Source organism: Enterobacter sp. V89_11, assembly GCF_029967775.1.
GTDB classification, from domain to species: Bacteria; Pseudomonadota; Gammaproteobacteria; order Enterobacterales; family Enterobacteriaceae; genus Enterobacter; species Enterobacter ludwigii.
Genome location: NZ_JASCAN010000004.1, coordinates 138,255 through 164,657, shown reverse-complemented (window position 1 = coordinate 164,657; position 26,403 = coordinate 138,255). Strand labels below are relative to the sequence as shown.

Sequence of the window (26,403 nt, the reverse complement as noted above, 5' to 3'; positions counted from 1 at the left end):
TTCGCTCTGATGTTGCCACTCTGGATTATGGCGGGCATCGTTCGCTCTAAAAAAATAACGGTGAGTGCTGCGTAAATAACAGCAACTCCGCCGGGGGCGTGCTTTACCTTCCGCAGAGATGGCGCATCTTGCACGCCGTTCACGACAACTCTGCTGGAGTAATACCTAAATGAGCCAAATCTCTGTTATATCGAAACTCACTGGCGTGGAAACTACCACGGAAGGCACACAGGTTACGCTGAGCCATTCCTCTATCGTTGAGCTTCATGTAGAGCGAGCCGATGTCTCCCACTTCGCCCGCAGTGGTAACGATCTGGTGGTCACGCTGCACTCTGGCGAGGTCATTACCCTGAAGAATTTCTACGTCACCGACGCGGAGGGGGTGAGTCAGCTGGTCCTGGAAGAGAGTGACGGTGCGCTGTGGTGGATTGAAGATCCTACCGGGGCTGCTACCTACGAATCTATCGCCTCCACGGACGTATTACTGGCGGCCTCAGGCGGTGATACCGGTGGCGCAGCCATCTGGCCATGGGTACTCGGTGGTCTTGCTGTCGCAGGCGGGATCGCTGTCGCGGCAAGCAGCGGCGGCGGAGGGGGTGGCGACGATGATGATGACAATACGAACCCCGGCACGCCGGGCAATCCTTCCGATCCGGATACCACACCGCCAAATGCGCCTTCCAACCTTCAATTCTCCTCAGATGGTAAAACTGTCACAGGTACTGCTGAACCCGGCAGTACGATTACGCTGAAAGACGCGGACGGCAATCTGGTCGGCACGGGTAAAACCGGTAGCGACGGCAAATTCACCATTGTTCTGGGCACGCCGCTGACGAATGGCGAGCAACTTACCGCCACAGCAACCGACTCATCAGGCAATACCAGCCAGGCCGGCCATGTTACAGCACCGGATACCACCGCACCCGATGCGCCCGATATCGTAATAGTGAATGACGACGTTGGCGGAGAAACCGGACCGCTGACTAACGGTCAGCGTACCGATGATGCCCGCCCCACCTTCAGCGGCATCGGCGAAGCAGGCAGTACCATCACCCTGTACGATAATGGTCAGCCGATTGGCACGACCAAGGTTGATGCCAGCGGAAACTGGACCTTTACCCCGGGTACAAATCTCGCTAACGGAAGCCATTCCATTACCACCACCGCGACCGACGCGGCAGGTAACACCAGCCCAGCCTCCGGCGCCGTGACCTTTGTGGTGGATACCGTCGCCCCCACAGCGCCGGCCATCACGCTCGTGTCAGACGATACCAATCCGGTCACCGGCCCGGTCAGTAACGGTGGTAGCACCAACGATCAGCGACCACAGCTTACCGGCACCGCGGAAGCCGGATCTAAGGTCACCATTTATGATGGCGGGATCGCGATTGGCACCGCTGTCGTTGCCAGCAACGGCACCTGGACGTTTACCCCTTCGATCAATCTCAGCGAAAGCACGCATCAGCTCACCGTCCGGGCAACCGACGCTGCCGGTAACACCGGACCGGCTTCCCCGGTGTTCACCGTTACCATCGATCTCACCGCACCAACTGCGCCAACCGCCATCGTGCTGAACGATGACACGGGTGCCATCAAAGGCGCAATTACCTCCGGCCTGTTCACTGATGCCGCTAAACCTGTTCTTGCAGGGAGAGGAGAGCCCGGTGGGACAATTACGATTTTCGATAACGGCGTGCCCATTGCGACCGTTAAAGTTCAGCCCAACGGCACCTGGAGCATCACACCGGACAAACCGCTTTCGGAGGGGGCTCACTCAATAACGGTGCAGGTCACCGACGCTGCCGGGAACCAGAGTGGGTTGTCGCAGCCAATCAACTTCATTGTCGATACCACGCCGCCGGAAACGCCCGACATCACGCTTAATCCGGCAGGCACGCAGATTACCGGCACTGCCGAGCCAAACAGCAGCATTGTCATCACCAGCAGCGACGGCACCATAATTGGCCGGACGACAACGGACGGCAACGGCAACTTCGTTGCCACGTTAACGCCGGCGCAAACTAACGGCCAGCAGATCTCCGTGGTGGCGTCTGATGCTGCTGGTAACCAGAGCACACCTGCGACCGTCACGGCTACGGACACAACCCCTCCTGTCGCCCCCGGCAACCTTCAGGTGGCAGAAAACGGCCAGAGCGTCAGCGGCACGGCGGAGCCAGGCAGCACCGTCACCATTAAAGATCCTAACGGCGCGGTCATCGGTGAAACCACCGCCAACAGCGATGGCACCTTTACGGCGGTTATTAGTCCTGCACAGACCAACGGTGAAGTGCTGACGGTCGTGGCAACCGACGGCAGCGGTAACGCCAGCCTACCCGCTACAGCCGATGCACCAGATACCACGGCGCCACTGGCTCCGGATAACGTTGTTGTCTCAGATGACGGTACCAAAGTGACAGGTACCGCAGAGCCGGGCAGCACCGTGACCATCCGTGAAAATGGCGTCACGGTTGGCGAGGCGAAAGCCAATGACGACGGCAGCTTCACCGTCACGCTGACCCCACCAAAAGCCAACGGTGAAACCCTGACCGCAGATGCCACCGATCCCGCCGGCAATACCGGGCCAACAACGCCTGCCATTGCGCCGGATATTACCGCCGCGCAAACGCCGGTTATCGTTTCAGTGGACGACGATGCCTCTGCCACTACGGGCCCTGTCGCCCAGAACGGGCTCACTAATGACCGGACGCCAACCATAAACGGAACGGGCGAGCCTGGCACAACCATCACGCTCTCCAGCGGCGGCACGGTCATCGGCACGGTACTCGTTCCGGCATCTGGCGTATGGAGCATCACGCCATCCTCGCCGCTTGCTGATGGCGGCCACGTGCTGACGGCAACGGCAGTTGACGCCGCCGGTAACCCAAGCGGGCCATCAAATGCCTGGAGTATCACTGTCGACGGTACTGCACCCGAAGTACCGGTAATTTCGCAAGTGGTGGACGATGTTCAGGGAAGCACAGGTGCGCTCACCGCAGGTGCCATTACGAACGATCCAACCCCGACACTCAACGGCACTGCCGAACCGGGCTCAACGGTCACCATTCGTCTGGACGGTGTTGATATCGGCACCGCGCTGGTCGGCAGCGGCGGCGCGTGGACATTTACGCCAGGTACACCGATTGGTAACGGTGAGCATACCCTGACCGCCGTCACCACCGACGCGGCAGGTAACATCAGCCTGCCGTCAGGCGGCTTCACCTTTACGGTCGATATCACCCCGCCACCGGCGGCGACCATCACAACCGTAACCGACGATGTCGGTGACGTTCAGGGCCCGCTCACCAGCGGCGACACCACGGATGACACGCAACCGTTGCTGCAGGGCAGCGCGCCGGCGGGTACGGTTATTACGCTTTATGATGGCAATACCCTGCTCGGTACCGCCACACTCGACGGTACCGGCGGCTGGAGCTTCACCCCTACCACCCCGCTCACCAACGGCTCGCACTCTCTGACGGTTCATGCGACCGATACCGCCGGGAATACGACCGTCTCCAGCCCGTTTGTGCTGGTGGTCGATACCGTGGCACCCGCCACGCCGGAGACGCCAGAGATCACCGTGAACCCTGACGGCGGCACAACAGAAACCCCGCTGAACCCGGGAGAGACCACCCGCGATACCACGCCGACGCTGAGCGGCACCGGCAATCCGGGCGATACCGTGACTATCTACAACGGCACCGACAAAATTGGTGACGCCGAGGTGGACAGCAACGGTAACTGGACATGGACACCGGATACCCCACTGGCCAACGGTACCTACGACATCACCCTGACCGTCACCAACAAGGACGGCGCGGGCAACGAAAGCGCCCCGTCCCAGCCGGTGACCATCACCATTGACACCGACCCGCCAGCTACGCCAGCAGCACCGGTGATTACGGACAGCGTCAGCCAGATAACCGGACCGGTTGCCGACGGGGAAACCACGAACGATCCGCGTCCGGTCCTGAGCGGCACCGGCACAGCGAACGATGTGGTTATTATTTATGACAGCATTAATGGTCAGCCTGCTACCGAAGTGGGTCGCGTCACCGTAGACAGCAACGGCAACTGGAGCTGGCGCCCTGACGCCAGCGTTGATGAGGGAAGCCACGAATTTACCGCCACCGCCACCGACGAAGCCGGTAACGTTTCGGCGGCGTCACCGGGGATCACTATCACCGTTGATACCGTGGCACCTGATACGCCTGTCATTAGCGCCGTTGGCGGTAAGCCAGACGGTGGTGTTACCACGGATACTACCCCCGGTGTGGGCGGTACCGGCCCTGCGGGCGAAACGGTCATCGTTTATAACAATGGCGTTGAACTAGGACGCGTCGAAGTGGGCAGCAATGGCGAGTGGTCTCTCGATCTTCCGACCCAGACTGATGGCCCACTCAACATCACCGTTGCGGCAGTCGATGCTGCGGGTAACGTCAGCGGCCTCAGCCCGGTCTTCACCGTCACCGTTGATACCACTGCGCCAGAAATCCCGCTGATTAACGCGGTGTCTGACAGCCAGCTCACAAGCAATGTGCTTTATACCCGTGACGGCACGCCGACCCTCACGGGCACCGGCGAACCGGGTACCACCGTTATCGTCTCCGTAGACGGTACAGCATCCACGGTGCCGGTAACGGTACAGCCGGACGGTAACTGGAGCTGGACCGCCGACAGCACGCTGGCGGAAGGCCCGCATACCTTTACCGTCTCCGCGGTCGATCCGGCCGGCAATACGTCCGGTAGCTCTGCACCGCTTAGCGTTAACGTCGATACTCTCGATCCGGCCGCTCCCGCGGTTACTGGCATAGCCGCTCAAGGTACTCCATTGACCGGCACCGCCGAAGCGGGGGCTACCATCACTGTAACCGATAACAATGGTAATGTTCTCGGTACAGGCGTAGCCACCGGTGGCACCTTCTCCATCGCACTCAGCCCAGCCCAAACGGATGGCGCTGTGCTGACGGTGACCGCGACCGATGCCGCGGGCAACCTCAGTCCTGAGGCATCCTACACCGTCACCGGTACGCTGCCGAATCTTCCGGATGTGCCCATCATTACGGCGATTAACGATGATGAAACGCCTGTCACCGGCGACGTGAAAGACAAAACCACCAACGACATTACCCCGACACTCGTGGGTACGGCCGAAGCGGGCAGCATTATCACCATCTACCAGGACGGCATCGCGGTTCCGCTGATCAACGTGATTGCTGATGCGGACGGTAACTGGAGCTATACCCCACTGATTGCGCTGGGTGAAGGGCTGCACACCTTTGAAGTGACCGCGACGGTCGGGCTCTCGACCAGCGGCCGCTCGCCGGTTGCAACCGTCACCGTTGACCTCACCGCACCGGACACGCCGACCATTGGCTCAGTGATTGATGATGTCGGCCCTGGCACTGGTCAACTCACCAACGGGCAGACCACCAACGATAACCAGCCTACCCTTACCGGCTCCGGCACGGTGGGCGATACCATCTCCGTTTACAGCAACGGAACCCTGCTGGGCACCGCACTGGTCGGCAATACGGGGACCTGGGTCTTCACACCGCCTGCGCTGGCGGAGGGCAATAACGTTCTGACCATCCGCGAGACCGATCCCGCGGGCAATGAAAGTGGTCTGTCGACAGGCTTCACCATCGTCGTTGATACGGTTTCCACCACGCCAGCGATCACCAACGTAACGGATAATGTGGGCAATGCTGCCACCACGATTGTGAGCGGCGATCCGACTAATGACGCCACGCCAACTCTTTCGGGGACGGCGGAAGCGAACAGCGTGGTGAAAATTTTCGACGGCGGTACCCAGATTGCCGTGGTCACGGCTGACGGCACCGGTGCCTGGACGTTCACCCCTGACACCGCGCTCGGCGAAGGACCTCACGCCTTCACCGTTACCGCCACCGACCCACAGGGCAACGTCAGCCAGGTGTCTAACGGCTGGAACGTCGTGGTTGACCTGACGGCGCCAACGGTTCCAACGCTGGATACGGTTAACGACAATGCCCCTGGCGGCGTGACCGGCAACCTCACCAGCGGGCAAGTCACCAACGACACCACCCCGACGATCGGCGGCACCGGACAACCGGGTAGTACAATCCACATCATGAATAACGGTACGCAAATTGGCCTTGCGACCGTCGACGGAAGTGGTAACTGGACCTTTACCCCGAGCACGCCGCTGGGCGACGGCAACTATCTCCTTCGCGCCTACGCTACCGATGCGACAGGCAATGCGTCAGCAAACTCGTCGGTCTTTGCCTTTACCGTGGATGCAGCAGGCCCTGCTGCGCCACTGGTCAGCAGTGTGATTGACGACGTCGGCCCGGTCACCGGTACGCTCACTACCGGCAACAGCACCAACGACGCGCGTCCGACCTTCAACGGTACGGGCGAAGTGGGTGCCACTGTGCATATCATTGTGGATGGCAACGAGATTGGCACCGCGGTGGTTAATGCCCAGGGGAACTGGACCTACACGCCTGACACCGCCCTGAGTGACGGGCCTCATGCCATCACCTTCAATGCCACCGATGCGGCTGGCAACACCGGCAGCACGACGGCACCGTTTAACCTGACAGTGGATACGGCACCACCGGCGGCACCGGCCATCACGACCGCGGGAGACAACGCAGGCAGCGTACAGACGCCGCTGACTTCCGGGCAAAGTACCGACGACACCACGCCAACGTTGACGGGCACCGCGGCAGCCAACGCCACGGTGACCATCTATGAGAACGGACAGCCGGTCGGCACCGCGCTGGCGGACGGCACCGGAGCATGGAGCTTTACGCCGTCATCAGCGCTGAGCAATGGCAGTCATACCTGGACCGCGACCGCGACCGACGCGGCGGGGAACGTCAGCCCGGCTTCGCCTGGCTTTACGCTGGTTGTTGATACCAGCGCCCCCAATGCGCCGGTTATCAGCCAGGCCGTTGACGATGCGGGCAGCATCACCGGCCCGCTCAGTTCAGGACAGACGACCGACGACACCGTGCCACGGCTTGTCGGGACCAGTGAGCCGTTTGCGACTGTGAATATCTACGAAGGCACAACGCTTGTCGGAACGGGCACCGCGGATGCCAGCGGCAACTGGAGTATCTTGCTCACGACCACCTTAGCCACGGGCGCGCACAGCTTCACCGCGCAGGCCACGGATGCAGCGGGTAATACCAGCGTTTCGTCAGCGGCCTTCAGCCTGACTATCGACACGACGCCGCCAGCCCTGCCGGTGCTGAGCAGCATTGTGGATGATGTGGGCAATGCGGCTACACCGATTGCCAATGGCGGATTGACTAACGACGCGCAGCCTACCCTCACGGGTACGGCGGAAGCGGGCGCCACGGTGAAAATTTTCGATAACGGCGTCCAGATTGGTAGCGCGGTCGCGACCGGCGGGGCATGGAGCTTTACCCCTTCTCCGGCGCTGAGCAACGGGTCACACAGCCTGACCTTTACCGCCACCGATGCCGCGGGCAATACCAGCGCCCCGACCACCGCCTATGTGATCAACGTGGATGCCGCCGCGCCAGCTGCGCCGGTCATCAGTGCGGTTGTCGATGATGTCGGCAGCATCACCGGACCGGTAACCGGCAATAACCCGACTAATGACGCGCGTCCAGCGCTGAACGGGACCGCCGAAGCCAACGCGACGGTGCGCATCTATGACGGCACGACGCTTGTCGGCACGGTCACCGCCGATGCGAACGGCAACTGGACGCTACCGCAAACCACCACCACACTGACGGAAGGCACGCATAACTTCACCGCCACCGCCACCGATGCCGCGGGCAACACCAGTACGCCATCGGCCACCACCACCATTACCGTGGATCTGACTGCACCGAACGTGCCGGCAAGCCTTGCCGTGATCACCAACGGTACGCACGTCACCGGGACCGCCGAAGCGGGTAGCACCGTTACCATCACCACCAGTACCGGAACAGTACTCGGTACCGCGACGGCTGACGGCAGCGGAAACTTTAACGCGACAATCACGCCGGCCCAAACCAACGGTGAATCACTGCTGGTCTATGCCACCGATAAGGCGGGTAACGCCGGTGTCAGCACGTCGGTGATTGCCCCTGCAACGCCGGTGCCGAACGCACCGCTTATCACCACCATCAACGATAACGTCGGCACCGTCACCGGTAACCTGACCAACGGTAAAACCACTGACGACACCACGCCAACCCTGAGTGGTACAGCCCTGCCAGGCACCACCGTCACGCTGTATAACAACGGCGTGTCGATGGGAACGGCAGTGGCAGATAGTTCAGGCAACTGGACCTTCACCACCCCGGCGTTAAGCGAAGGCTCCCACGCCTTTACCGCCACGGCGACGAACAGTTCGGGCACCAGCCCGGTCTCTTCCGCCACCAGCGTGATTGTCGATCTGACGGCACCAACGGCCCCAACCGGAACCTTTAACGCTGACGGTAGCGTATTGACCGGTAACGCGGAGGCAGGCAGCACCGTCTCTATCCGTCTTGGCGATGGCAGCACGGTGACCACAATCGCGGGCAGCAACGGCACCTACAGCTATACCTTCCTCAATAAACAGACGGAAGGTCAGACGCTGCAGATCACCGCCACCGATGCCGCAGGTAATACGTCGCAGCCCGGCTCAGCCCTCGCACCGGTCGTCCCGCTCTCCGCCAGCAATAACGTCGAAGAGCTGGATATCAGCACCACGGCCACCGTCACCAACAGCCAGTACAGTGATTATGGCTTCCTGCTGGTGGGTGCCGTAGGCAACGTTCTCACGTTGCTGGGTAATGATACTGCCCAGGTGGACTTCACGGTAGGCAGCGGCGGCAATGCGGATATTGTGGTGAACGCCAATGCCACGGGGGCGGTGCTTTCCCTGCTCAATACCCTTGAGCTGGTGGTACAGCGCTGGGACAGCGTCAACGGTACCTGGACTACCGTCGTGGATACCGGACAACCCCAGTTTGCCGATCTGCTGACCCTCGGGGCCACCGGCGTATCGCTGAACCTGACCGGGCTGGCGAACGGCGACTACCGGGTGCTGAGCTATAACACTAACCTGCTGGCGACCGGCTCCTACACCAGCCTCGATGTGGCGGTGAAAGAAACCAGCGCCGGTACCGTGACGGGCGACACCAGCCTGAACGGTAACGTAATTCTCGACGCCGACCCGACCGCGGGCAGCGACAACGCCCCGGCAGGCACTACTGTCTCTGCTGTCACCAACGCACTGGGTGTCACCACCAGCGTGAACGCCGACGGCACGGTTGTTCAGGGCCAGTACGGTACGCTGACCATTAACCGCGATGGCAGCTACACCTACAACCTGACCGACACCAGCGCCTCGGTTGTGGGCCGGACAGAGAGTTTCACCTACACCATCACCCATAACGGCGTCAGCGCGTCGGCGAACCTGGTACTGTCGCTGGGTGCCGGTACTACCGCTAACGGTATTGTGGCGGTGGATGACACGGCCTCGCTGACCTTTGACACCTCGGTCCATGAAATCAATAACGGCACCTCGTCGCAGGGCGGCTTTACCGTGGTGGGGATCAATCTCGGCAACACGCTGGGGCTGAACCTGCTGGACGATCTGAGCAATCCGATCATCTATAACGTGGAGGAAGGTACCACTCGCACCATGACCATTCAGGCTTCCGTGGGCGGTGTGGCGCTGGCGTCGGTATTCGACCTGTATGTCTACAAGTTCAATAACGCGACGCAGACCTTCGAGCAGATGCGCGTCGAACCGGGCTGGCTGCGTGCGCCGTTGCTGGGCGGTACCTCGTCTCAGCTGACGCTGAACCTGCCTGCCGGGGAGTACCTCTTCCTGCTGAATACGGCTGCAGGGATCACCGCACTGACCGCCTACACGCTGAACGTGCTGGAAGATCATGTCTACAGCGTGTCGAGCGTGGGCGAGACCACCACCGGAGATGTGCTGGATAACGATGTCGCAACCGGCGCGGTGGTATCAGAAGTGAACGGCGTGGCGGTGAACAGCAGCGGCCTGACCGACATTCAGGGGGAATACGGCACGCTGAGCATCAATGCGTCCGGACAGTACACCTACACCCTGAAAGCCGGTGTGGGTGCTGACGCGATCAGTACGCCGGATACGTTTGTCTATACCATCACCGGACCAAACGGGGCGAAGGATACGGCATCGCTCAACATCACCCCAACCGCGCGGGCGATGGATGCGGTCAACGATGTCAGTACCGCGATGGACGTCACCTCGGTGCATCACACGACGACCTACTCGGATACCACCGTCGGGACGGCCAGCTGGACAACCGCGCTGCTGTCATCAACCCAGGGCAGCGGGAGCGGAACCTTCGTGGTGGATCCGAACACCGCGCTGCATAACGTGTCGCTGCACTTTAACGTGGCATCGCTGCTGGCATTGGGCGGCCTGACGGTGAACTGGTCAATCAGTGACGGTTCGAATGTTGTTCGCAGCGGCTCCTTCAGCGGCGGTTCGCTGTTGGGTGGCAATATCGACATCGCGCTCTCCGGGCTGGACCTGAATGCCGGAACCTATACGCTGAGCTATACCGGTAGCGTACCGGGGCTCAGCGTGGGGAACATTACCATTACCCCAAGCGTGAACGGCACCACCTACTCGCTGACCCAGTTCGACTCTACCAGCGGCCACACCGTTGACGGCAACATCTTCGATGGCACCGACTCTGCCGGGGCGATGGATCAGTTGCATTCGGTGGATACCCGCCTCAGCGTGACCGGCTACAACGGCGTGACCACCACGCTGGATCCGTACACCGGCAGCGCAACGGTCAACGTCGTCGGCCATTACGGCACGCTGGCAATTGCTGCGGACGGCCACTACACCTACACCCTCAACACCGGGGTGTCGCTCTCAACCATCACCTCGAAGGAGACCTTCAACTACACCCTGACCGATGCCGACGGGAAAACAGACAGTGCCACGCTGACCATCAATATGGCGCCGCAGTTCATCAGTTCGGAACATAACGACGTCATTACCGGCACCGCCTACGGCGACACCCTGATTTACCAGGTGCTGAACGCCACCGCAGGCAACGCGACCGCGGGCAACGTCAGCAGCACTGCTGGCGATCACTGGACCAACTTCTCGCTCACGCAGGGGGACAAAATCGATATCGGCGATCTGCTGGTGGGCTGGAACGGGAGCAGTTCAACGCTCGGTAATTATCTGCATGTTACTAATAGTAATGGCAATACCGTGATCTCCATCGACCGTGATGGTTCAGGGAGCACCTACACTAATACGACGCTCGTGACGCTGGATAACGTCCAGACCACCTACGACGAGTTAGTGAACCAGCAACACATCGTTACCTGATAGCACCTGCACAAATGACCCGGGCGCACAGCGCCCGGGCATAAACAATAAAGCAGTACATTTTTATTAGGGATAAGACATGGGAATGAAGATGCCTTACTGGTGGCTCTCGTGCTGCCTGATATCTGTGCCCGCCCTCTCCGCGACGCCGGCGGCGATGATCAATACCGGACAACTCCGTGAAACGCAGGAACTCCCCTCTCTGAATGGCCGCGTGGCACCTGTCGTCGGCAAGGCTGCCCCCGGCACGCTGCAGCTTGGCGAAGCCGTCAACCGCGCCGTCACCTGGCACCCGGCCATCAGTGAAGCCGTGGGGAAACTCTACCAACAAAGCGAAGAGGTGGACGTCGCCAAATCGAAATACTATCCGCAAATTAATGCCGGCATGGATAACGGTTATACCCACGACGGCGACGATAATGGCTTTACCCCGTCGCTGGTACTCTCCCTCTCACAAATGCTGTACGACTTTGGCAAGGTGGCAAGCCAGGTGCGTGCAGAAAGTGCCGGCGTCGCCCAGCAGCAGGCCAACGTGCTGGTCAGCATCGACACCATCGCTCACGATACCGCCATCGCGATGGTGCAGGTGCAAACCTGGCAGCAAATGGTCGACACCGCCAAAGAGCAGCTTGAGGCGCTCTCTTCGATTGGTACCCTCACCCGCCAGCGTAATGACGAAGGGGCCACCTCACTCTCTGACGTGGTGCAGACCGATGCACGTATCGAAGGCGCGCGCGCCCAGCTGATGCAGTACCAGGCCAGCCTCGACAGCGCCCGTGCTACTTTGATGAGCTTTCTTGGCTGGAACACCCTCAACACGATCAGCAACGATTTTCCACAAAAGCTGGCCCGCAGCTGCGACATTGCCGAGCCGGACGATCGTCTGGTCCCGGCAGTATTAGCCGCCTGGGCGCAGGCTAACGTCGCCCAGGCCAATCTCGACTACGCCGACGCCCAGATGACACCGACCGTCTCGCTGGAGCCGGAGGTGCGCCACTACCTGAACGAACGCTATGCGGGTAACGAAACGCGGGATCGCACCCAATACTCTGCATGGGTGAAAGTGCAGATGCCGCTCTATCAGGGTGGCGGCCTCACCGCCCGGCGTAACGCCGCAGGCCACGCGGTAGAAGCCGCACAGTCCACCATTCAGCGTACCCGCCTCGAGGTACGCCAGAAACTGCTGGAGTCGCGCAGCCAGGTATTAAGCCTGCTGAGCACGCTGCAGATTCAGGGCCGTCAGGAGGCGCTCAGCGCCCGCACCCGTGAACTCTATCAGCAGCAATATCTGGATCTGGGTTCTCGCCCGCTGCTCGATGTGCTTAATGCCGAGCAGGAGGTCTATCAGGCGCGTTTTACCCAGCAGCAGACCCTCGGACAGTTGCACCAGCTGCAGCTCAACTGCCTCTATAACACCGGGCAATTGCGTCACGCGTTCGATCTTGATAACCGCACCATCCAGACCGTGGAGATCCAGCCATGAAGCAACGCGATATCCCGCAAGGTGAGACCATGACGGATGAGGCCCTGGCGCAGTGGGCGCAGGCCTTTGGTTTTGTCGCCACGCGCTACCGCGTCGCCTGCTCACCCGGTGCGCTGCTCGCGGGCGCGCCGTGGCTAAAAGGAAAACCGATGGTGCCTGCACTGACTCAGCTGGCCCGTGAAGCAGGGCTGTCGTTTCAGCTGCTGACGGCGGATCAGCAGGCGATCAACAGCTGGCGTCTGCCGGTCGTGGCGGCAATGAACGACGGCAGGATCGGCGTGATCGAACATTTCGATGGCGACGATACGCTGGAGGTCAGCTTTTTCGACGATCAGACCTACACCAACCGGCTTTCGATGACCGCCATGCTGCCCGCCATCCGCCACGTCATTGCCCTGCGCCCACTGGCCGCGCTGAAAGACAGCCGCGTGGATGCCTATATTTCGAAATACCGTCCGGACTGGCTTTACCGACTGGTGATGCGCGACTTGCGCCCCTACAGCTGGGTGATGCTCGCCGCGCTGTTCATTAACGTCCTGTCCCTGTCGGGGATTGTCTTTTCCATGCAGGTGTATGACCGGGTGATCCCCGCGCAGTCCTACCCGACGCTGTATGTCCTGACCATCGGCGTGTTGATCGCCACCCTGTTTGGCTTTGTGCTGCGCGTGGCACGCGGGCACATTATGGATCTGCTGGGCAAACGCTCCGATCTGCGCGTATCGGATCGGGTCTTCGGTCACGCCCTGCGGCTGCGCAACAGCGCTATCCCTCGCTCGACCGGCAGCTTTATCTCCCAGCTACGCGAGCTGGAGCAGATCCGCGAGATGGTCACCTCCTCCACCATCTCCACAATTGTCGATCTGCCCTTCTTTTTCCTGTTCGTGGTGGTGCTGGCGATCATCGCTCCCCAACTGGCGTGGATCGCACCGGTCGCCGCGGTGATCATGGTCCTGCCCGGTCTGCTACTGCAGAAAAAGCTGGCAGAGCTCGCGAAGCAGTCGGCGCACGAATCCACCCTGCGCAACGCCGTGCTGGTGGAGAGCGTGCAGGGGCTGGAGGACATAAAGCTGATGCAGGCGGAAAACCGCTTTTTGCAGCAGTGGAACAGCTACATCCAGATCACCGCTGAATCTGGCTTGCGCACCCGTGAACTGACCCAGAACCTGATCAGCTGGGGAATGACTATTCAGAGCCTGGTCTATGCCGGGGTGATCGTGGTCGGTGCGCCGATGGTGATCGACGGCACGCTGACGACCGGTTCGGTGGTCGCCGCCTCGATGCTGGCCTCGCGCATGATCGCTCCGATGGCCACGCTGTGCGGCGTGCTGGCGCGCTGGCAGCAGGTCAAAGCGGCGAAAGAGGGACTGGACAGCATCATGCAACTCCCCACAGAAAACCAGCGTGAGGAGACGCCGATCCGCCAGGATGTACTGCGCGGTCACTATCTTTTCGAGCAGGCACAGTTTCGCTATCACCCGGAAGATCCGCGCATGGCCCTGCGCATTAACCGTCTGGAGATTAAGCCAGGCGAAAAAGTGGCGATCCTCGGGCGTAACGGCGCCGGAAAATCGACCCTGCTGCAGGCGATGGCGGGCGGAATGGATCTTGCCGGCGGTGAATTGCGGCTCGATAACTTCAGCCTCCCGCACCTCGATGTCGCCGATGTCCGGCGTAACGTCGGCTTTATGACCCAGAACGCCCGGCTCTTTTATGGCACCCTGCGCGAAAACATCACCCTCGGCATGCCGCGCGCCACCGATGAGGAGATTTTCGAGGTGCTGGAGTTAACCGGCGCTGCGGGCTTTGTGCAGAAACTGCCGAAGGGTCTGGACTACCCAATTATGGAGAACGGCGTGGGGTTATCCGGCGGCCAGCGGCAATCCATTCTGCTGGCGCGCATGCTGCTTCGCGACCCCAATATTGTGCTGATGGATGAACCGACTGCGTCGCTCGATGAGCACACCGAGCGGGAATTTATCCAGCGTCTGAGCGCCTGGCTTGGCAACCGCACCCTGATTGTCGCCACGCATCGCGTGCCGGTGCTGGAACTGGTGGAGCGCGTCGTGGTGCTCAAAGAGGGAATGCTGGTGATGGACGCGCCGAAAGCACAGGCACTGAACAACAGCCGCATGCAGCAGCAACAGCAGCAGGCAGCAACCGGACGGGAGTGGAAAAATGAAAATCAGTCAGCGTGACGTCGCCGCAATGGACGACCTGGACAATGCGCTCGACTCCGAAAGCGGCTACACCGGTGCGCGGCGGATTGTTATCTTCTCTTTACTGATGTTCGTGGTACTCGGCGTCTGGGCGTGGTTTGGCGTGCTGGATGAAGTCTCAACCGGCACGGGCAAAGTGATCCCCAGTTCGCGCGAGCAGGTTTTACAGTCGCTCGACGGGGGGATCCTTACCGAGCTGAACGTCCATGAGGGTGACCAGGTGCAGGCCGGACAAGTGCTGGCGCGGCTCGATCCCACGCGTTCAGAATCTAACGTTGGTGAAAGCGCGGCGCGCTACCGTGCCTCGCTGGCCTCCAGCGTGCGACTGTACGCCGAGGTAAACGATCTGCCGCTGAAATTTCCCCCTTCGCTGGCGAAGTGGACCGATCTGACCGCTGCCGAAACCCGGCTCTATAATTCACGCCGTGCGCAGCTGGAAGATACCCAGCGGGAGCTGCGTGCGGCATTGGATCTTGCGAATAAGGAGCTGGCGATCACTCAGCGTCTGGTGAAAACCGGCGCCGCCAGCCACGTGGAGGTACTGCGCCTGCAGCGGCAGAAAAGCGATCTGGAGCTGAAACTCACCGACGTGCGATCTCAGTACTATGTTCAGGCCCGCGAGGCGTTATCCAAGGCCAACGCTGAAGTGGATATGGTCTCGGCGATCCTCAAAGGCCGCGAGGATTCAGTGACCCGCTTAACGGTGAAATCTCCGGTGCGCGGGATCGTGAAAAACATCAAAGTCACCACCATCGGTGGCGTCATCCCGCCTAACGGCGAGCTGATGGAGATTGTACCGGTGGACGATCACCTGCTGATCGAAACCCGCCTCTCCCCGCGCGATATCGCCTTTATCCACCCGAATCAGGAAGCGCTGGTAAAAATCACCGCCTACGATTACGCCATTTATGGCGGGCTGCACGGCGTGGTTGAAACCATTTCGCCGGACACCATTCAGGACGAAGCCAAGCCGGAGGTGTTCTATTACCGGGTATTTATCCGCACCAGCCAGGATTACCTGGTGAATAAAGCAGGCAGGCACTTCTCAATCGTGCCGGGGATGATCGCGACGGTGGACATTAAAACCGGTGAGAAAACGGTGCTGGATTACATGATCAAGCCGTTCAACCGGGCGAAAGAGGCGCTGCGAGAGCGCTAATCACTGGCTGTTTGTTTCTCCGGCCCTCTCTCGTGGAAGAGGGCCGGAGTCATGGCATCCATAACCCGCAACAATACCGCTTAAGCCAGCGGCGAAAGTCTGACCTCGTTTACCTTTTCCCTTTCCGCCTTCTGTTAAAATAGCCCAAACTCATTTTTCAGGAAGAAACCATGCGTCAACGAACTATTGTCTGCCCCATCATTCAGAACGACGGGGCGTATCTGCTGTGCAAAATGGCCGATGACCGCGGCGTATTTCCCGGCCAGTGGGCATTATCGGGCGGCGGGATGGAGCCGGGAGAAACCATGGAGCAGGCGCTGCGCCGTGAAATTCGCGAAGAGCTGGGCGACGCGCTGGAGATCACGGAGGTCAAACCCTGGGCGTTTCGCGATGACATTCGGGTGAAAACCTATGCCGATGGCACCACGGAAGAGATTTATATGATTTACCTGATTTTCGACTGCATCAGCACAAATCGGCAGGTAACGTTTAACGACGAGTTTCAGGAGGTTGCCTGGGTTCGCCCGGAAGCACTTAAAGCACTGGATCTGAACGAAGCCACGCGCATTACCTTCGCACAGAAGGGGCTTCTTTAAGCGCCCACTGCCCGGGCGTTTTGCCGGTAAAGGCCCTGAAAACCTCAATAAACGCGCTGATACTGTTGTAGCCGCACGACAGCGCGATCCAGCCAACCGGTTTACCTGCTGCCAGCCACTCCATTGCCCGCATGACGCGGGCAAGTTGCCGCCAGTTAACAACGTTCATTCCCGTTTCCGCACTAAACCGACGGTGGAATGTCCGCACGCTCATTCCCGCAAGGGAGGCATAGTGCTCAACCGTCTGGTTGTCGTCCACACGTTGCATCAGATGGCTGGCTACCTTCTTTAATCGGGGATCGGCTGGCATGGGCAGCAGATAGCGCACCTGACGGCCCCGCGCCAGTTCATCCAGCAGCAGGGTGAGCTTTCGCGGATCGTACCCGCTTCCTTCAGCGTTTAAGCGTGAAAACAGCGCGCTGGTGAGCTCGTCGGGTTCGAAAAGCGTCGTTTCACCGGGCAGTGCTTCACACCCTGCGGGATCCAGATAGATCGCACGACCGTCAATCGCACTCCCGGAAAAGGCAGCATGCTCCTGACCGGGCGGGATCCAGCCGATATGTTGCGCCGGTACAACCGAACGCCCAGACGCTGTTTCGACAACCAGCAGACCCGTCGTAATTCGCCAGAGCTGACCGGCCTGATGGCTGTGCCACGGCGTATGGTATCCACCTGGATGCAAAAGTGTCTCAAAGCTGACCACGTTATTTGGCCGAAAATCGGTATTCATTGGCTTATTACAGAAACTACGTCTCTGTCTGTCAAGGATAATGGCGGCTCAACGCAACGAGGAGTCATCATGAACATCATCACCCGCCTGATTACCCAGTCTGACAATGCTATTTTGCGTGAGGAAATGTCCCGTTTACTGACCGGCCTGTTTAAAGGCGAGATTGATCCGAAAGACGTTTTTTCGCCAGAGTATCAGCAGATCACGGACGGTCACTCTCTTGATTATTCTGGCTTTATTCAGCACCTGGAGCACGTGCGTTCGCAGATCCGCGATATCGCCTTCCGCGTGGAACAGATAGGGTGTCATGACACACTGCTGGCTGACCGGCATATCGTGACCGTCACGTATCCCGAAGGCCATCAGGCAGAAATAGAGGTTTATATGTTTGCCACGCTGTGCGCAGGAAAAATCTGCCGGATCCACGAAGTCACGCGAGTAGCCAACGGTGAAGCTTCTGCTCGCGCGCTGGCCCATGCAACGGGCTAACGTTACTCAGCCGGTTGCGGTGCGCTGCTGAGATATACCCCTACATAGCGCGTAAACTTCCCGATAAAGACCCCGGCAAATACCCCGCCGGAGACTATCGCCAGCGCGCTCATGGCGGGCTGTTGCAACGTCTGGGGAGAGAGGGCGTTCATCACCCCCAGCACGTATTTCACCCCAAATGCCAGCATCATAAACGGCAGTGCCGTGTAGTCCGGCTGGCGATAAAGGGTGCGCGGCGCGTCGGTGCGGGTGATGACCGTCTGCTTAATCAGCACATACCCCAGCGCCGCGCCCGCCACAATCCCCGCAACCCAAAGGGCCACCGTCGCGAGAGTAAGATCGCGATAGACCACCAGATCGTAGATATCCCAGATAAGAAAGATGGCAGGAATGATGGCCAGCCTTTCCAGCGTAACGGTGGCAGGCTTACGGGCATTGAGGCCGCGTGAGATAAGAAAGATAAACAGAACCCACACCCAGACGGGGGTGTGCGTGAGGATACCGATCAGAAATTCAAACATGGGATTCACCATGAACGCTTGCGGCGCTGGCCGCACTGCACAAGTAATGCGCATAACAACACAGGTGCCATTATGCGCAGGTCTGTTACAGCGATTTTTTCAGGCGACGAACCGCCTCTTTCAGCTCTTCATCGGTTGGCGTGACAAACGACATGCGCAGCGTCGTATGGTCTGGCTCATTGCAAAAGAAGAACTCACCCGGCACAAAAACCACGCCGTTGCTTAACGTTTTTTCCAGCCAGCGCGTGGTGTTGATGCCATTGTTCATTTTGGCCCACAGGAACATTCCGCCCTTCGGCTTATGGAACGACATGACATCACCCAGTTCCGCCTCCAGTTCATTTGCAAAGGTCTGGTATTTCTGGCGGTAGGCTTCACGGATCATTTTAATCTGATCGGCCAGACGACCGGTTTTCAGGTACTCATAGGTCATCAGCTGTGACAGCGTGCTGGTGTGCAGATCGGTGGTTTGCTTGAGATTAACCACCGCGCGTTTCAGCCACTCCGGTACCAGCACCCAGCCCACACGAGTGCCCGGGGCGAGGATTTTGGAGAAGGTCGAGGTATAGACGACGTTCTCTTCATTGCCGATATCTTTGGCATGGGCAATTAACGGGCGGAACACTTCATCGGTATAATTAATTTCACTGTACGGATCGTCTTCGATAATAACGAAGTCATAGCGCTTCGATAATTCCACCAGCTGTTTACGACGCACCTCAGAAAGCGTTACCCCACCCGGGTTACCAAATGTCGGAACAATATAAACCGCCTTGATGGTTTTATTCGCCACCAGTGCTTCAAGTTCATCCACTTTCATTCCGTCGCCATCGGTGCCCACGGATTCAAATTTGGCCTGTGCCAGACCAAATACCTGCAGTGCCGCGAGATACGTTGGACGTTCGACGACGACGGTATCGCCCGGGTTAATTAACGCCCGCGCCAGCACGTCGAGAGATTGTTGCGAACCGGACGTAATGACCACGTCATCGGCCTTGCAGGCGATCCCACGGCCTTCACAGATGAGCTTAATTTCTTCACGCAGCCCCGGGATGCCTTCGGTCAGACCGTACTGAAAAGCTTCACCAAAATGCTGTGATAATACGGCATCAGCGGCAATTTTCAGGCCTTCATGATCGAACAGTGCAGGGTTAGGAATACCGCCACCCAGCGAAATCACCCCGGCCATTTTGCTATGTTTTAATAATTCACGGATGGCAGATGATTGCAGGCCCTGTGCGCTGCTGGCGAGTTTATTCACAGACATTCTTTGCTTACCTTCTTTTTTTATAATGTGCCTAATCTTAGTAGCATAAGTCTGCGGCTTTGATAATTACTTTTCTTCAGCTGCATGGCCGAAATATTCCGCGCCCTGCAGAATATGCGCGACAAATTGCGTGAGCTTGGGTAGCGGACGTAAATCCTGGCGCCACAGCAAATGTACCGGTCGTGGCGCAGGCGTGTAGTTCTCCAGCACCTGCACCAGCCTGCCGCTCGCCAGCTCTTCCGCTACCAGCACTTCGGGTTGCAGTAATAATCCCGCCCCCGCTCTCGCCGCCATCCGTAGCCCATAGCCATCGTTGCAGCGCAGAATGGCATCGCGCTTCCAGCGCATCTCGCCTTCAACCCCCGGTAGCCGCCATTCGTTACGTGCGGTCCACACCGTGTGTGACAGGCAGAGATGATCCGCCAGATCGGCAGGCGTTCGCGGCGTGCCGTAACGCGCCAGATACGCCGGGGCCGCGCAGATCACCATTCGGTACGGGCAGAGGTACTTCGCCACCAGATCGTCGTTATGAATGTCACCGATGCGAATGGCCAGATCGACCCCTTCATCCACCAGATCCACCATCCGGTTGGTCAGATCCAGCTCCACGCGCACGTCCGGGTAGCGCTGCAAAAAGGTCGCGGTGAGAGGGGCTATCACACACCCCCCAAACGAGGTGGGCGCCGTGACCCGCAAGGTCCCGGCTGGGGCGGCACGCAGTCGCTCAACCGCGCTTTCGGCGATAGAGACCTGCTCCAGCACCCGCTTCGCCTCGTCGAAATAGACCCGCCCGGCGTCCGTCAGACTTTGACGCCGCGTGTTTCGCTCCAGCAGCCGGGTGCCGAGCTGAGACTCCAGTAACGCTATGTACTTCCCCACCATCACCGCCGACATCTCCAGCCGGCCTGCCGCGCCGGTAAAACTGCCGCTCTCAACGACAGCAATGAAGGTCTCCATGCTGCGAAGCTTATCCATATTCCAAACCCCTGGTTAGCAATCCTCTAACTTTAGCCCAGTTTATCTGAGTTTTGATTTATTAAAGAATGAAGGCTCACAACCTAAGGAGTCAGCTATGAAAATCGTGATTATTGGTGCCAGCGGTACGGTCGGTCGTGCGGTAACAGAAGAGCTGAGCCGTCGCCACGACGTGATCCGCGTGGGTCGCACGCAGGGCGACTACCAGGTGGATATCACCTCTCAGGCCAGCGTGCAGGCATTGTTTGAAAACATCGGAGCGGTGGATGCGATTGTCTCTGCCAGTGGCGGCCTGCACTTCGGCCCGCTCGCGACCATGAAAGACAGCGATTTCAATCAGGGCTTGCAGGATAAGCTGCTGGGACAGGTTCGTCTGGCGTTGACCGGCCAGCATTACCTCAATGAAGGCGGCTCCATCACCCTGATAAGCGGGATCGTGGCGCATGAGCCTATCGCTCAGGGGGTGAATGCCACCACGGTGAACGCCGCTCTGGAAGGGTTTGTCCGCGCTGCGGCCTGTGAACTGCCGCGCGGGATCCGCATCAACCTGATTAGCCCGACGGTACTTACCGAATCAGCGGAAGCGTACGAAGGCTTCTTCCCGGGCTTTGAAAGTGTTCCCGCCGCAACGGTGGCGCAGGCCTATCGTCGCAGCGTGGAAGGAGTGCAGAATGGACGAGTGTATAAAGTGGGTTACTGAGCCTTAGCGGCAGAAATCAGGACCAGCATCGGACGTTCCGCCTCTTCGGCCAGCGCGGGCCAGGCATCAATTTGTGCCTGCGTTGGTCCCCATTCGTTCACTTCCGTTATTGTCAGCCCCGCCTTAATAAGCGCATTGAGCGTGGTACCCAGCGTACGGTGGTATTTGATCACCCCGTCCGCCAGCCAGTTGCTGACGCGCTCGCCCTCATCCTGATAGCGATTAACGCCCCAGAAACGCTCGCCGTTATCGTCGGTCAGCCAGCCCTGACGTGTGGCGCAGGTGTAAATCGGATGCTCCATTGAAAAGACGAGGCTGCCGCCGGGTTTAAGCGCCCGCCGGATTTGCTCAAACAGGGTCTCCAGCGCCGGCAGGTAGTGCAGCGCCAGTGAACTGTAGATCAAATCAACGCTGTTCTCAGGTAACGCCAGAGATGCCAGATCGCTACGCTGATAGTTAATTTGCGCGTCATCCGTCAGTTCAGCCGCCCGGGCGAGCATCTTTTCGGAGAGATCAACGCCGGTCACTTCTGCCGCCCCCAGCGCGCGTGCAGCGCGACAGAACCAGCCGTAACCGCAGCCAAGATCGATAACTGACTTGCCGGATAACGGTGGCAGCATGCTTTTCAGCGCAGGCCATTCCGGTGCGCCGTCCAGACCCTGCACCGAACGCGGTAGCCGGGCATAGCCTTCAAAAAACGCCGGGTTGTCGTAGATGTTTTGTGCCATGACGGACTCCTTTATCGCAACAGAGGCGAGGGTAAAACACCCCTCGCCCGTTGACAACATACCCGTCTGAAAATCAGAGCCTGCGTCGGATCTTCTCCACCATGGCGGCAGTCGAAATCCCGTAACGCGCGTGAAGGGTCGGTAGCGCACCCGCATCAAGGAAAGCATCCGGCAACGCAACGGTGTCAAAGTCGACGTTAACGCGATGGCGCATCAACAGCGACGCCACGGCTTCACAAAGCCCGCCAACGCTACTGTGGTTTTCAGCCACAATAACCAGACGTCCGGGTTTCGCGGCTTGCGCCAGAATGGTCGCTTCATCCAGGGGCTTAATCGTGGGTGAGTGAAGTACCGCCACGCTGACATTATCCTTGCGCAACTGCTTTGCCGCCTCCAGTGCGCGCATGGTCATCAGCCCTGAGGCGATAATCAGCACATCACTGCCCTCTTCCAGCAGCGCGGCTTTGCCTATTTCAAACCGATAATTGTACTGATCCAGCACCACCGGAACCTTACCGCGTAACAAACGCATATAAACCGGCCCTTCGTGGCTGGCAATGGCAGGCACCGCCTGTTCGGTGTCAATCGCATCGCAAGGATCGATAATGGTCATGCCCGGAATGCCGCGCATGATCGCAATATCTTCCGTTGCCTGATGGCTTGGCCCGTAGCCGGTGGTCAACCCCGGCAGCGCGGCGCAAATCTTGACGTTGAGGTGTTCCTCAGCAATGACCTGATGAATAAAATCGTAGGCACGGCGGGTGGCGAACACGGCATAGGTGGTGGCAAAGGGAATAAAGCCCTCTTTGGCCATCCCACCTGCCGCCCCCATTAACAGCTGTTCCGCCATTCCCATCTGGAAGAAACGGTCAGGGTATGCCTGGGCAAAGATATGCAGGTCGGTATATTTCGACAAATCTGCCGTCATGCCGACAATGTTCTGACGCTGAGCCGCCAGTTTCACCAGCGCGTGGCCAAACGGCGCGGCCCGGGTTTCCTGCCCTTCCTCTGCAATCGAGGCAATCATGGCGGAGGTGGTTAAACGCGGTTTATTTTCGACGGGCTGGCTCATTACAGGACTCCTTCTGGTTTATTCGCATCGAGCACGGCGAGCGCCTGTTGCCACTCATCGGCATCCACGCGAATAAAATGGTTCTTGTCACGCTGCTCGAGGAAAGGTACGCCCTTGCCCATCAGCGTGTCGCATAAGATGACGCGCGGCTGTTGTTCGGGATAGCGTCTGGCATTATCAAACGCCGACACCAGCGCGGGGATATCGTTACCGTTAACGCGTTGTACATACCAGCCAAAGGAGGTCCACTTATCTTCCAGCGGCTCAAAACCGAGGATGTTATGTGAATTACCGTCCGCCTGTTGCCGGTTAATGTCCACCAGCACAATCAGATTCGAGAGCCCATGATGCGCGGCTGACATGGCGGCTTCCCAGGTTGAACCTTCGTCCAGCTCACCGTCAGACATGGAGTTAATTACCCACGCCGTGCTCTGTTTGTGCTTCAGCCCCAGCGCCATTCCCACACCAATGCTGAGTCCCTGCCCCAGAGAACCGCCGGAGATCTCCATGCCGGGTGTATACGTTGCCATGCCGGACATCGGCAGGCGGCTGTCATCCGAGCCGTAGGTTTCAAGTTCCTCTTCAGGAACGATCCCCGCTTCAATCAGCGCCGCATAATACGCAATGGCGTAATGTCCGTGGGAGAGCAGGAAGCGGTCGCGGCCTTCCCACTCCGGCTCCTGAGCCCTGAAGGTCATACCGTGCGCAAACGCAGTTGCCAGCACGTCGGCATAGCCCAGCGCCTGACCGATATAGCCCTGACCTTGTACTTCGCCCATTCGCAGCGCGTAGCGGCGAATGCGCCACGCGGCCGCGGCAACCTGTTGAACTGTCGTATTCGTCATTCTCGTCTCCCCTTAATGGATCAGCATGCCGCCGTTCACGTCGAGCGTGATACCGGTGGAATAAGAAGAGAGATCGCTCCCCAGGAACAGCGCGGCACGGGCAACATCCTGTGCATCACCAAGACGGTTGAGCGGAATACCCGCCAGAATGGCGGTTTTCATCTCATCGCTCAGCTTGCCAGCGGTGATGTCCGTCTGGATAAGCCCCGGGGTGATGCAGTTCACGCGCACGTTATCCGGCCCAAGCTCACGGGCCATGGCTTTGGCCAGCCCCAGCACGCCGGCTTTTGCAGCGCTGTAGTGCGGGCCGCCAAAAATACCGCCGCCGCGCTGTGCCGAAACTGAAGAGATACAGACAATGCTGCCGGACTTCTGCGCGCGCAGAGTGGGAATCACCGCCTGGGACATCAGCAGCGTACCGCGCAGGCTGACATCCAGTACGGCATCGTAATTATCGCGCTTAATATCCATCAGTTTGAGCGGCTGGGTTATCCCGGCGTTATTCACCAGAATGTCGATGCGCCCATATTTACCCAGAACCTGCTCAATGGCTGCGTTCACCTGCAACTCGTTGCTGACGTTTGCCGCAAGCCCCAGATGCCCTTCACCCAGACATGCAGCCGCACGCTGGCTGGCCTCGGCATCTAAATCAATAATGACCACTTTCGCGCCCTGCTCGGCATATAATTTTGCCGTGGCGAAACCCAAACCGCGCACAGAAGCCGCGCCGGTAATCACGGCGACTTTATCTTTCAGAAGCATATATTTACTCCAGTATTGTAAGAGAGGTTTTATTTATTATTTCGGTTCTTCCAGCAAGATAATCATGACTAATCCAATTGCTGCGCAAATACCGAAATAAATAAAGACAGAATTAAAGCTTCCTGTTTTATCCAGCAGATAACCTGCCAGCATCGGCGAAACAAATCCGCCGAGATTACCGCCGCTATTAATAATTGATGCGGCGATGGGATACGTTTTGCTGTCCGCTACGGCCATTCCATAAGCGGTGAAGGCGGGCCAGCCTATATTCAGACAGAGACCAACAAAAAAGAGGCCGACACAAACCGCAACGGTGCTTTGCGGGATATTCAGCATGATGATCATCATCAGTACGGTGCTGATGGCTGTAAACATCATGGTCGGTTTACGCCTGCGCCCGAGCCATTTATCGGAGACATAGCCGCCAAAAATCGCGCCGATAAAACCGCCGATACACGGCATACTCGCGACGAGGCCCATGCTCATGAACGTAAAGCCTTTTTCTTTCACCAGATAAAGCGGTATCCAGGTCAGCAGGCCATACAGCACGCTGACCATCATGAAGTAGGCCACACAGTCACCGAGAATATTTTTCGATGTGAACAGACCTTTTACCGTGCTGATGGGCGACAGATCCCGTACGCGGATCAGACGGTCAAGGCGGGAGAAGCCGGGGGAAATCACGATATTTTCCCGTCTGGCATCCGGTGTCGCCTGACCTGCGGTAATGGTCTCCAGTTCGCCCTTTGACACGAAAGGGCTCTCGGAAGGCCGGGTACGTACCAGTAAATACCACAGGACAGCAATGATCAGCCCCGGAATAGCAAAAGAGAAAAAGACCCAGCGCCAGCCCCATGTCATGGCAATCCACACTGCCAGCGGCGGCACCAGAATGGGGGCAAACATGGTGGCAGCAATATAGACGCCGGTCGCCGTGGCCTTCTCTTTTGGTGGAAACCAGTTATTGATCGTTGATGCCAACCCCACCGGACATGGCCCCTCGGTTAACCCCAGCCCGAGGCGGATAAACTTCAGGCCCAGCACTGAGGTCGCTGTCCCCATCAACCAGGTAAACGCCGAGAAACCAAATATCGACAGCGCCACCATCCCGCGAATGCCCTTTTTGGCGATAAAAAAGCCCGCCGGTATTTGGCTCAGGGCGTATCCCAAAAAGAACATACTGGCGATCGCACCGGCTTCGAAATTATTGATATGAAACTCGTCGATGATAAAAGGAAGTACAGCACCAATATTTGTTCGGTCGGCATAGTTAATGGCATACACAATAAAAATTAATGCCAGTACAACGAAACGGTAATTGGTTTTCTTTGTCGCTATGTAGGGGGCAACTTGTTCTATACGAGACATGTTTTACCTCATTATTCGAACAACGTGAGTCGTTTTATTTATGCGTTCAACGTCAATATATCGGCTATCGAACGAAACACCATTCAATAAAACTCATTTATTACTGAGATAAATTTGATACGCGATACAGGTCATAAAAATAAAATGT

At 58.6% G+C, this 26,403-nt stretch carries 16 protein-coding genes; 7 read left to right on the top strand and 9 right to left on the bottom strand.

The genetic code is table 11. From position 1 onward, the window contains the following. Window positions 1–169 precede the first annotated feature (169 nt). The 5 genes from QLG09_RS04645 to nudI all read left to right on the top strand — a co-directional run bounded on the left by QLG09_RS04645 (window position 170) and on the right by nudI (window position 16,798). Window positions 170–11,344 carry a BapA/Bap/LapF family large adhesin gene (locus tag QLG09_RS04645; protein WP_282488749.1) on the top strand — a complete coding sequence of 3,725 codons (11,175 nt, stop codon included), beginning with the start codon at window positions 170–172 and terminating at the stop codon, window positions 11,342–11,344. A 79-nt stretch (window positions 11,345–11,423) separates the two neighbouring features. Continuing rightward, window positions 11,424–12,827 carry a TolC family outer membrane protein gene (locus tag QLG09_RS04640; RefSeq protein ID WP_014171284.1) on the top strand — a complete coding sequence of 468 codons (1,404 nt, stop codon included), beginning with the start codon at window positions 11,424–11,426 and terminating at the stop codon, window positions 12,825–12,827. Beyond that, the gene (locus QLG09_RS04635) at window positions 12,824–15,022 is read left to right on the top strand and encodes a type I secretion system permease/ATPase (protein ID WP_047356649.1); all 2,199 of its coding nucleotides are present in this window, start codon (window positions 12,824–12,826) and stop codon (window positions 15,020–15,022) included. The genes QLG09_RS04640 and QLG09_RS04635 overlap by 4 nt, the downstream gene beginning before the upstream one ends. Before the next feature lie 10 nt (window positions 15,023–15,032). Continuing rightward, on the top strand, window positions 15,033–16,202 hold the full coding sequence (locus tag QLG09_RS04630) for an HlyD family efflux transporter periplasmic adaptor subunit (RefSeq protein WP_086462978.1): 1,170 nt from the start codon (window positions 15,033–15,035) through the stop codon (window positions 16,200–16,202). A 170-nt stretch (window positions 16,203–16,372) separates the two neighbouring features. Then, complete coding sequence (gene nudI, locus QLG09_RS04625; RefSeq protein ID WP_049023133.1) at window positions 16,373–16,798, top strand: nucleoside triphosphatase NudI; 426 nt, start codon at window positions 16,373–16,375, stop codon at window positions 16,796–16,798. Here nudI and QLG09_RS04620 read toward each other — a convergent pair. Continuing rightward, window positions 16,770–17,528: a helix-turn-helix transcriptional regulator gene (locus tag QLG09_RS04620; protein ID WP_231106609.1), complete on the bottom strand. Its 759-nt coding sequence runs from the start codon at window positions 17,526–17,528 to the stop codon at window positions 16,770–16,772. The two genes, nudI and QLG09_RS04620, sit on opposite strands and share 29 nt — an antisense overlap. Before the next feature lie 69 nt (window positions 17,529–17,597). Here QLG09_RS04620 and QLG09_RS04615 point away from each other — a divergent pair, with 69 nt between their 5' ends. After that, entirely contained in the window at window positions 17,598–18,017 is a 420-nt protein-coding gene (locus tag QLG09_RS04615; RefSeq protein ID WP_020883886.1) for a hypothetical protein, read from the top strand. Window positions 18,018–18,019: 2 nt separating this feature from the next. Here QLG09_RS04615 and QLG09_RS04610 read toward each other — a convergent pair whose 3' ends face one another. From QLG09_RS04610 to QLG09_RS04600, 3 genes are all read right to left on the bottom strand, one after another. Continuing rightward, entirely contained in the window at window positions 18,020–18,538 is a 519-nt protein-coding gene (locus QLG09_RS04610; protein ID WP_047366118.1) for a DUF6622 family protein, read from the bottom strand. Between the two features lie 85 nt (window positions 18,539–18,623). Further along, window positions 18,624–19,805, bottom strand: a complete 1,182-nt coding sequence (locus tag QLG09_RS04605) for a PLP-dependent aminotransferase family protein (RefSeq protein ID WP_025203411.1) — start codon at window positions 19,803–19,805, stop codon at window positions 18,624–18,626. 66 nt (window positions 19,806–19,871) lie between these two features. After that, window positions 19,872–20,780, bottom strand: a complete 909-nt coding sequence (locus QLG09_RS04600; protein ID WP_282488748.1) for a LysR family transcriptional regulator — start codon at window positions 20,778–20,780, stop codon at window positions 19,872–19,874. A gap of 97 nt (window positions 20,781–20,877) precedes the next feature. Between QLG09_RS04600 and QLG09_RS04595 the strand changes: the two genes are divergently transcribed. Further along, window positions 20,878–21,480, top strand: coding sequence for a short chain dehydrogenase (locus QLG09_RS04595; RefSeq protein WP_025203409.1), 603 nt, complete (start codon window positions 20,878–20,880; stop codon window positions 21,478–21,480). Here the strand turns inward: QLG09_RS04595 and QLG09_RS04590 are convergent. The 5 genes from QLG09_RS04590 to QLG09_RS04570 form a co-directional block, all read right to left on the bottom strand. Beyond that, window positions 21,474–22,208, bottom strand: a complete 735-nt coding sequence (locus tag QLG09_RS04590) for a class I SAM-dependent methyltransferase (protein ID WP_282488747.1) — start codon at window positions 22,206–22,208, stop codon at window positions 21,474–21,476. The genes QLG09_RS04595 and QLG09_RS04590 overlap by 7 nt on opposite strands. Before the next feature lie 73 nt (window positions 22,209–22,281). Next, window positions 22,282–23,280 (bottom strand): transketolase family protein, encoded by a 999-nt coding sequence (locus tag QLG09_RS04585; RefSeq protein ID WP_014171295.1) that lies wholly within the window; start codon window positions 23,278–23,280, stop codon window positions 22,282–22,284. Then, the gene (locus QLG09_RS04580; protein ID WP_020883879.1) at window positions 23,280–24,125 is read right to left on the bottom strand and encodes a transketolase; all 846 of its coding nucleotides are present in this window, start codon (window positions 24,123–24,125) and stop codon (window positions 23,280–23,282) included. Before QLG09_RS04580 ends, QLG09_RS04585 begins: the two co-directional genes overlap by 1 nt. 12 nt (window positions 24,126–24,137) lie before the next feature. Next, complete coding sequence (locus tag QLG09_RS04575) at window positions 24,138–24,887, bottom strand: glucose 1-dehydrogenase (RefSeq protein ID WP_014171297.1); 750 nt, start codon at window positions 24,885–24,887, stop codon at window positions 24,138–24,140. 36 nt (window positions 24,888–24,923) lie between these two features. Next, the gene (locus QLG09_RS04570) at window positions 24,924–26,255 is read right to left on the bottom strand and encodes an MFS transporter (protein ID WP_282488746.1); all 1,332 of its coding nucleotides are present in this window, start codon (window positions 26,253–26,255) and stop codon (window positions 24,924–24,926) included. Between the last annotated feature and the right edge of the window lie 148 nt (window positions 26,256–26,403).

What these genes read in the sequence shown, in the direction of transcription:
- QLG09_RS04645 (WP_282488749.1), top strand. Translation starts at nt 170, where the DNA reads ATGAGCCAAATCTCTGTTATATCGAAACTCACTGGCGTGGAAACTACC.
- QLG09_RS04640 (WP_014171284.1), top strand. Translation starts at nt 11,424, where the DNA reads ATGGGAATGAAGATGCCTTACTGGTGGCTCTCGTGCTGCCTGATATCT.
- QLG09_RS04635 (WP_047356649.1), top strand. Translation starts at nt 12,824, where the DNA reads ATGAAGCAACGCGATATCCCGCAAGGTGAGACCATGACGGATGAGGCC.
- QLG09_RS04630 (WP_086462978.1), top strand. Translation starts at nt 15,033, where the DNA reads ATGGACGACCTGGACAATGCGCTCGACTCCGAAAGCGGCTACACCGGT.
- nudI (WP_049023133.1), top strand. Translation starts at nt 16,373, where the DNA reads ATGCGTCAACGAACTATTGTCTGCCCCATCATTCAGAACGACGGGGCG.
- QLG09_RS04620 (WP_231106609.1), bottom strand. Translation starts at nt 17,528, where the DNA reads ATGAATACCGATTTTCGGCCAAATAACGTGGTCAGCTTTGAGACACTT.
- QLG09_RS04615 (WP_020883886.1), top strand. Translation starts at nt 17,598, where the DNA reads ATGAACATCATCACCCGCCTGATTACCCAGTCTGACAATGCTATTTTG.
- QLG09_RS04610 (WP_047366118.1), bottom strand. Translation starts at nt 18,538, where the DNA reads ATGTTTGAATTTCTGATCGGTATCCTCACGCACACCCCCGTCTGGGTG.
- QLG09_RS04605 (WP_025203411.1), bottom strand. Translation starts at nt 19,805, where the DNA reads ATGTCTGTGAATAAACTCGCCAGCAGCGCACAGGGCCTGCAATCATCT.
- QLG09_RS04600 (WP_282488748.1), bottom strand. Translation starts at nt 20,780, where the DNA reads ATGGATAAGCTTCGCAGCATGGAGACCTTCATTGCTGTCGTTGAGAGC.
- QLG09_RS04595 (WP_025203409.1), top strand. Translation starts at nt 20,878, where the DNA reads ATGAAAATCGTGATTATTGGTGCCAGCGGTACGGTCGGTCGTGCGGTA.
- QLG09_RS04590 (WP_282488747.1), bottom strand. Translation starts at nt 22,208, where the DNA reads ATGGCACAAAACATCTACGACAACCCGGCGTTTTTTGAAGGCTATGCC.
- QLG09_RS04585 (WP_014171295.1), bottom strand. Translation starts at nt 23,280, where the DNA reads ATGAGCCAGCCCGTCGAAAATAAACCGCGTTTAACCACCTCCGCCATG.
- QLG09_RS04580 (WP_020883879.1), bottom strand. Translation starts at nt 24,125, where the DNA reads ATGACGAATACGACAGTTCAACAGGTTGCCGCGGCCGCGTGGCGCATT.
- QLG09_RS04575 (WP_014171297.1), bottom strand. Translation starts at nt 24,887, where the DNA reads ATGCTTCTGAAAGATAAAGTCGCCGTGATTACCGGCGCGGCTTCTGTG.
- QLG09_RS04570 (WP_282488746.1), bottom strand. Translation starts at nt 26,255, where the DNA reads ATGTCTCGTATAGAACAAGTTGCCCCCTACATAGCGACAAAGAAAACC.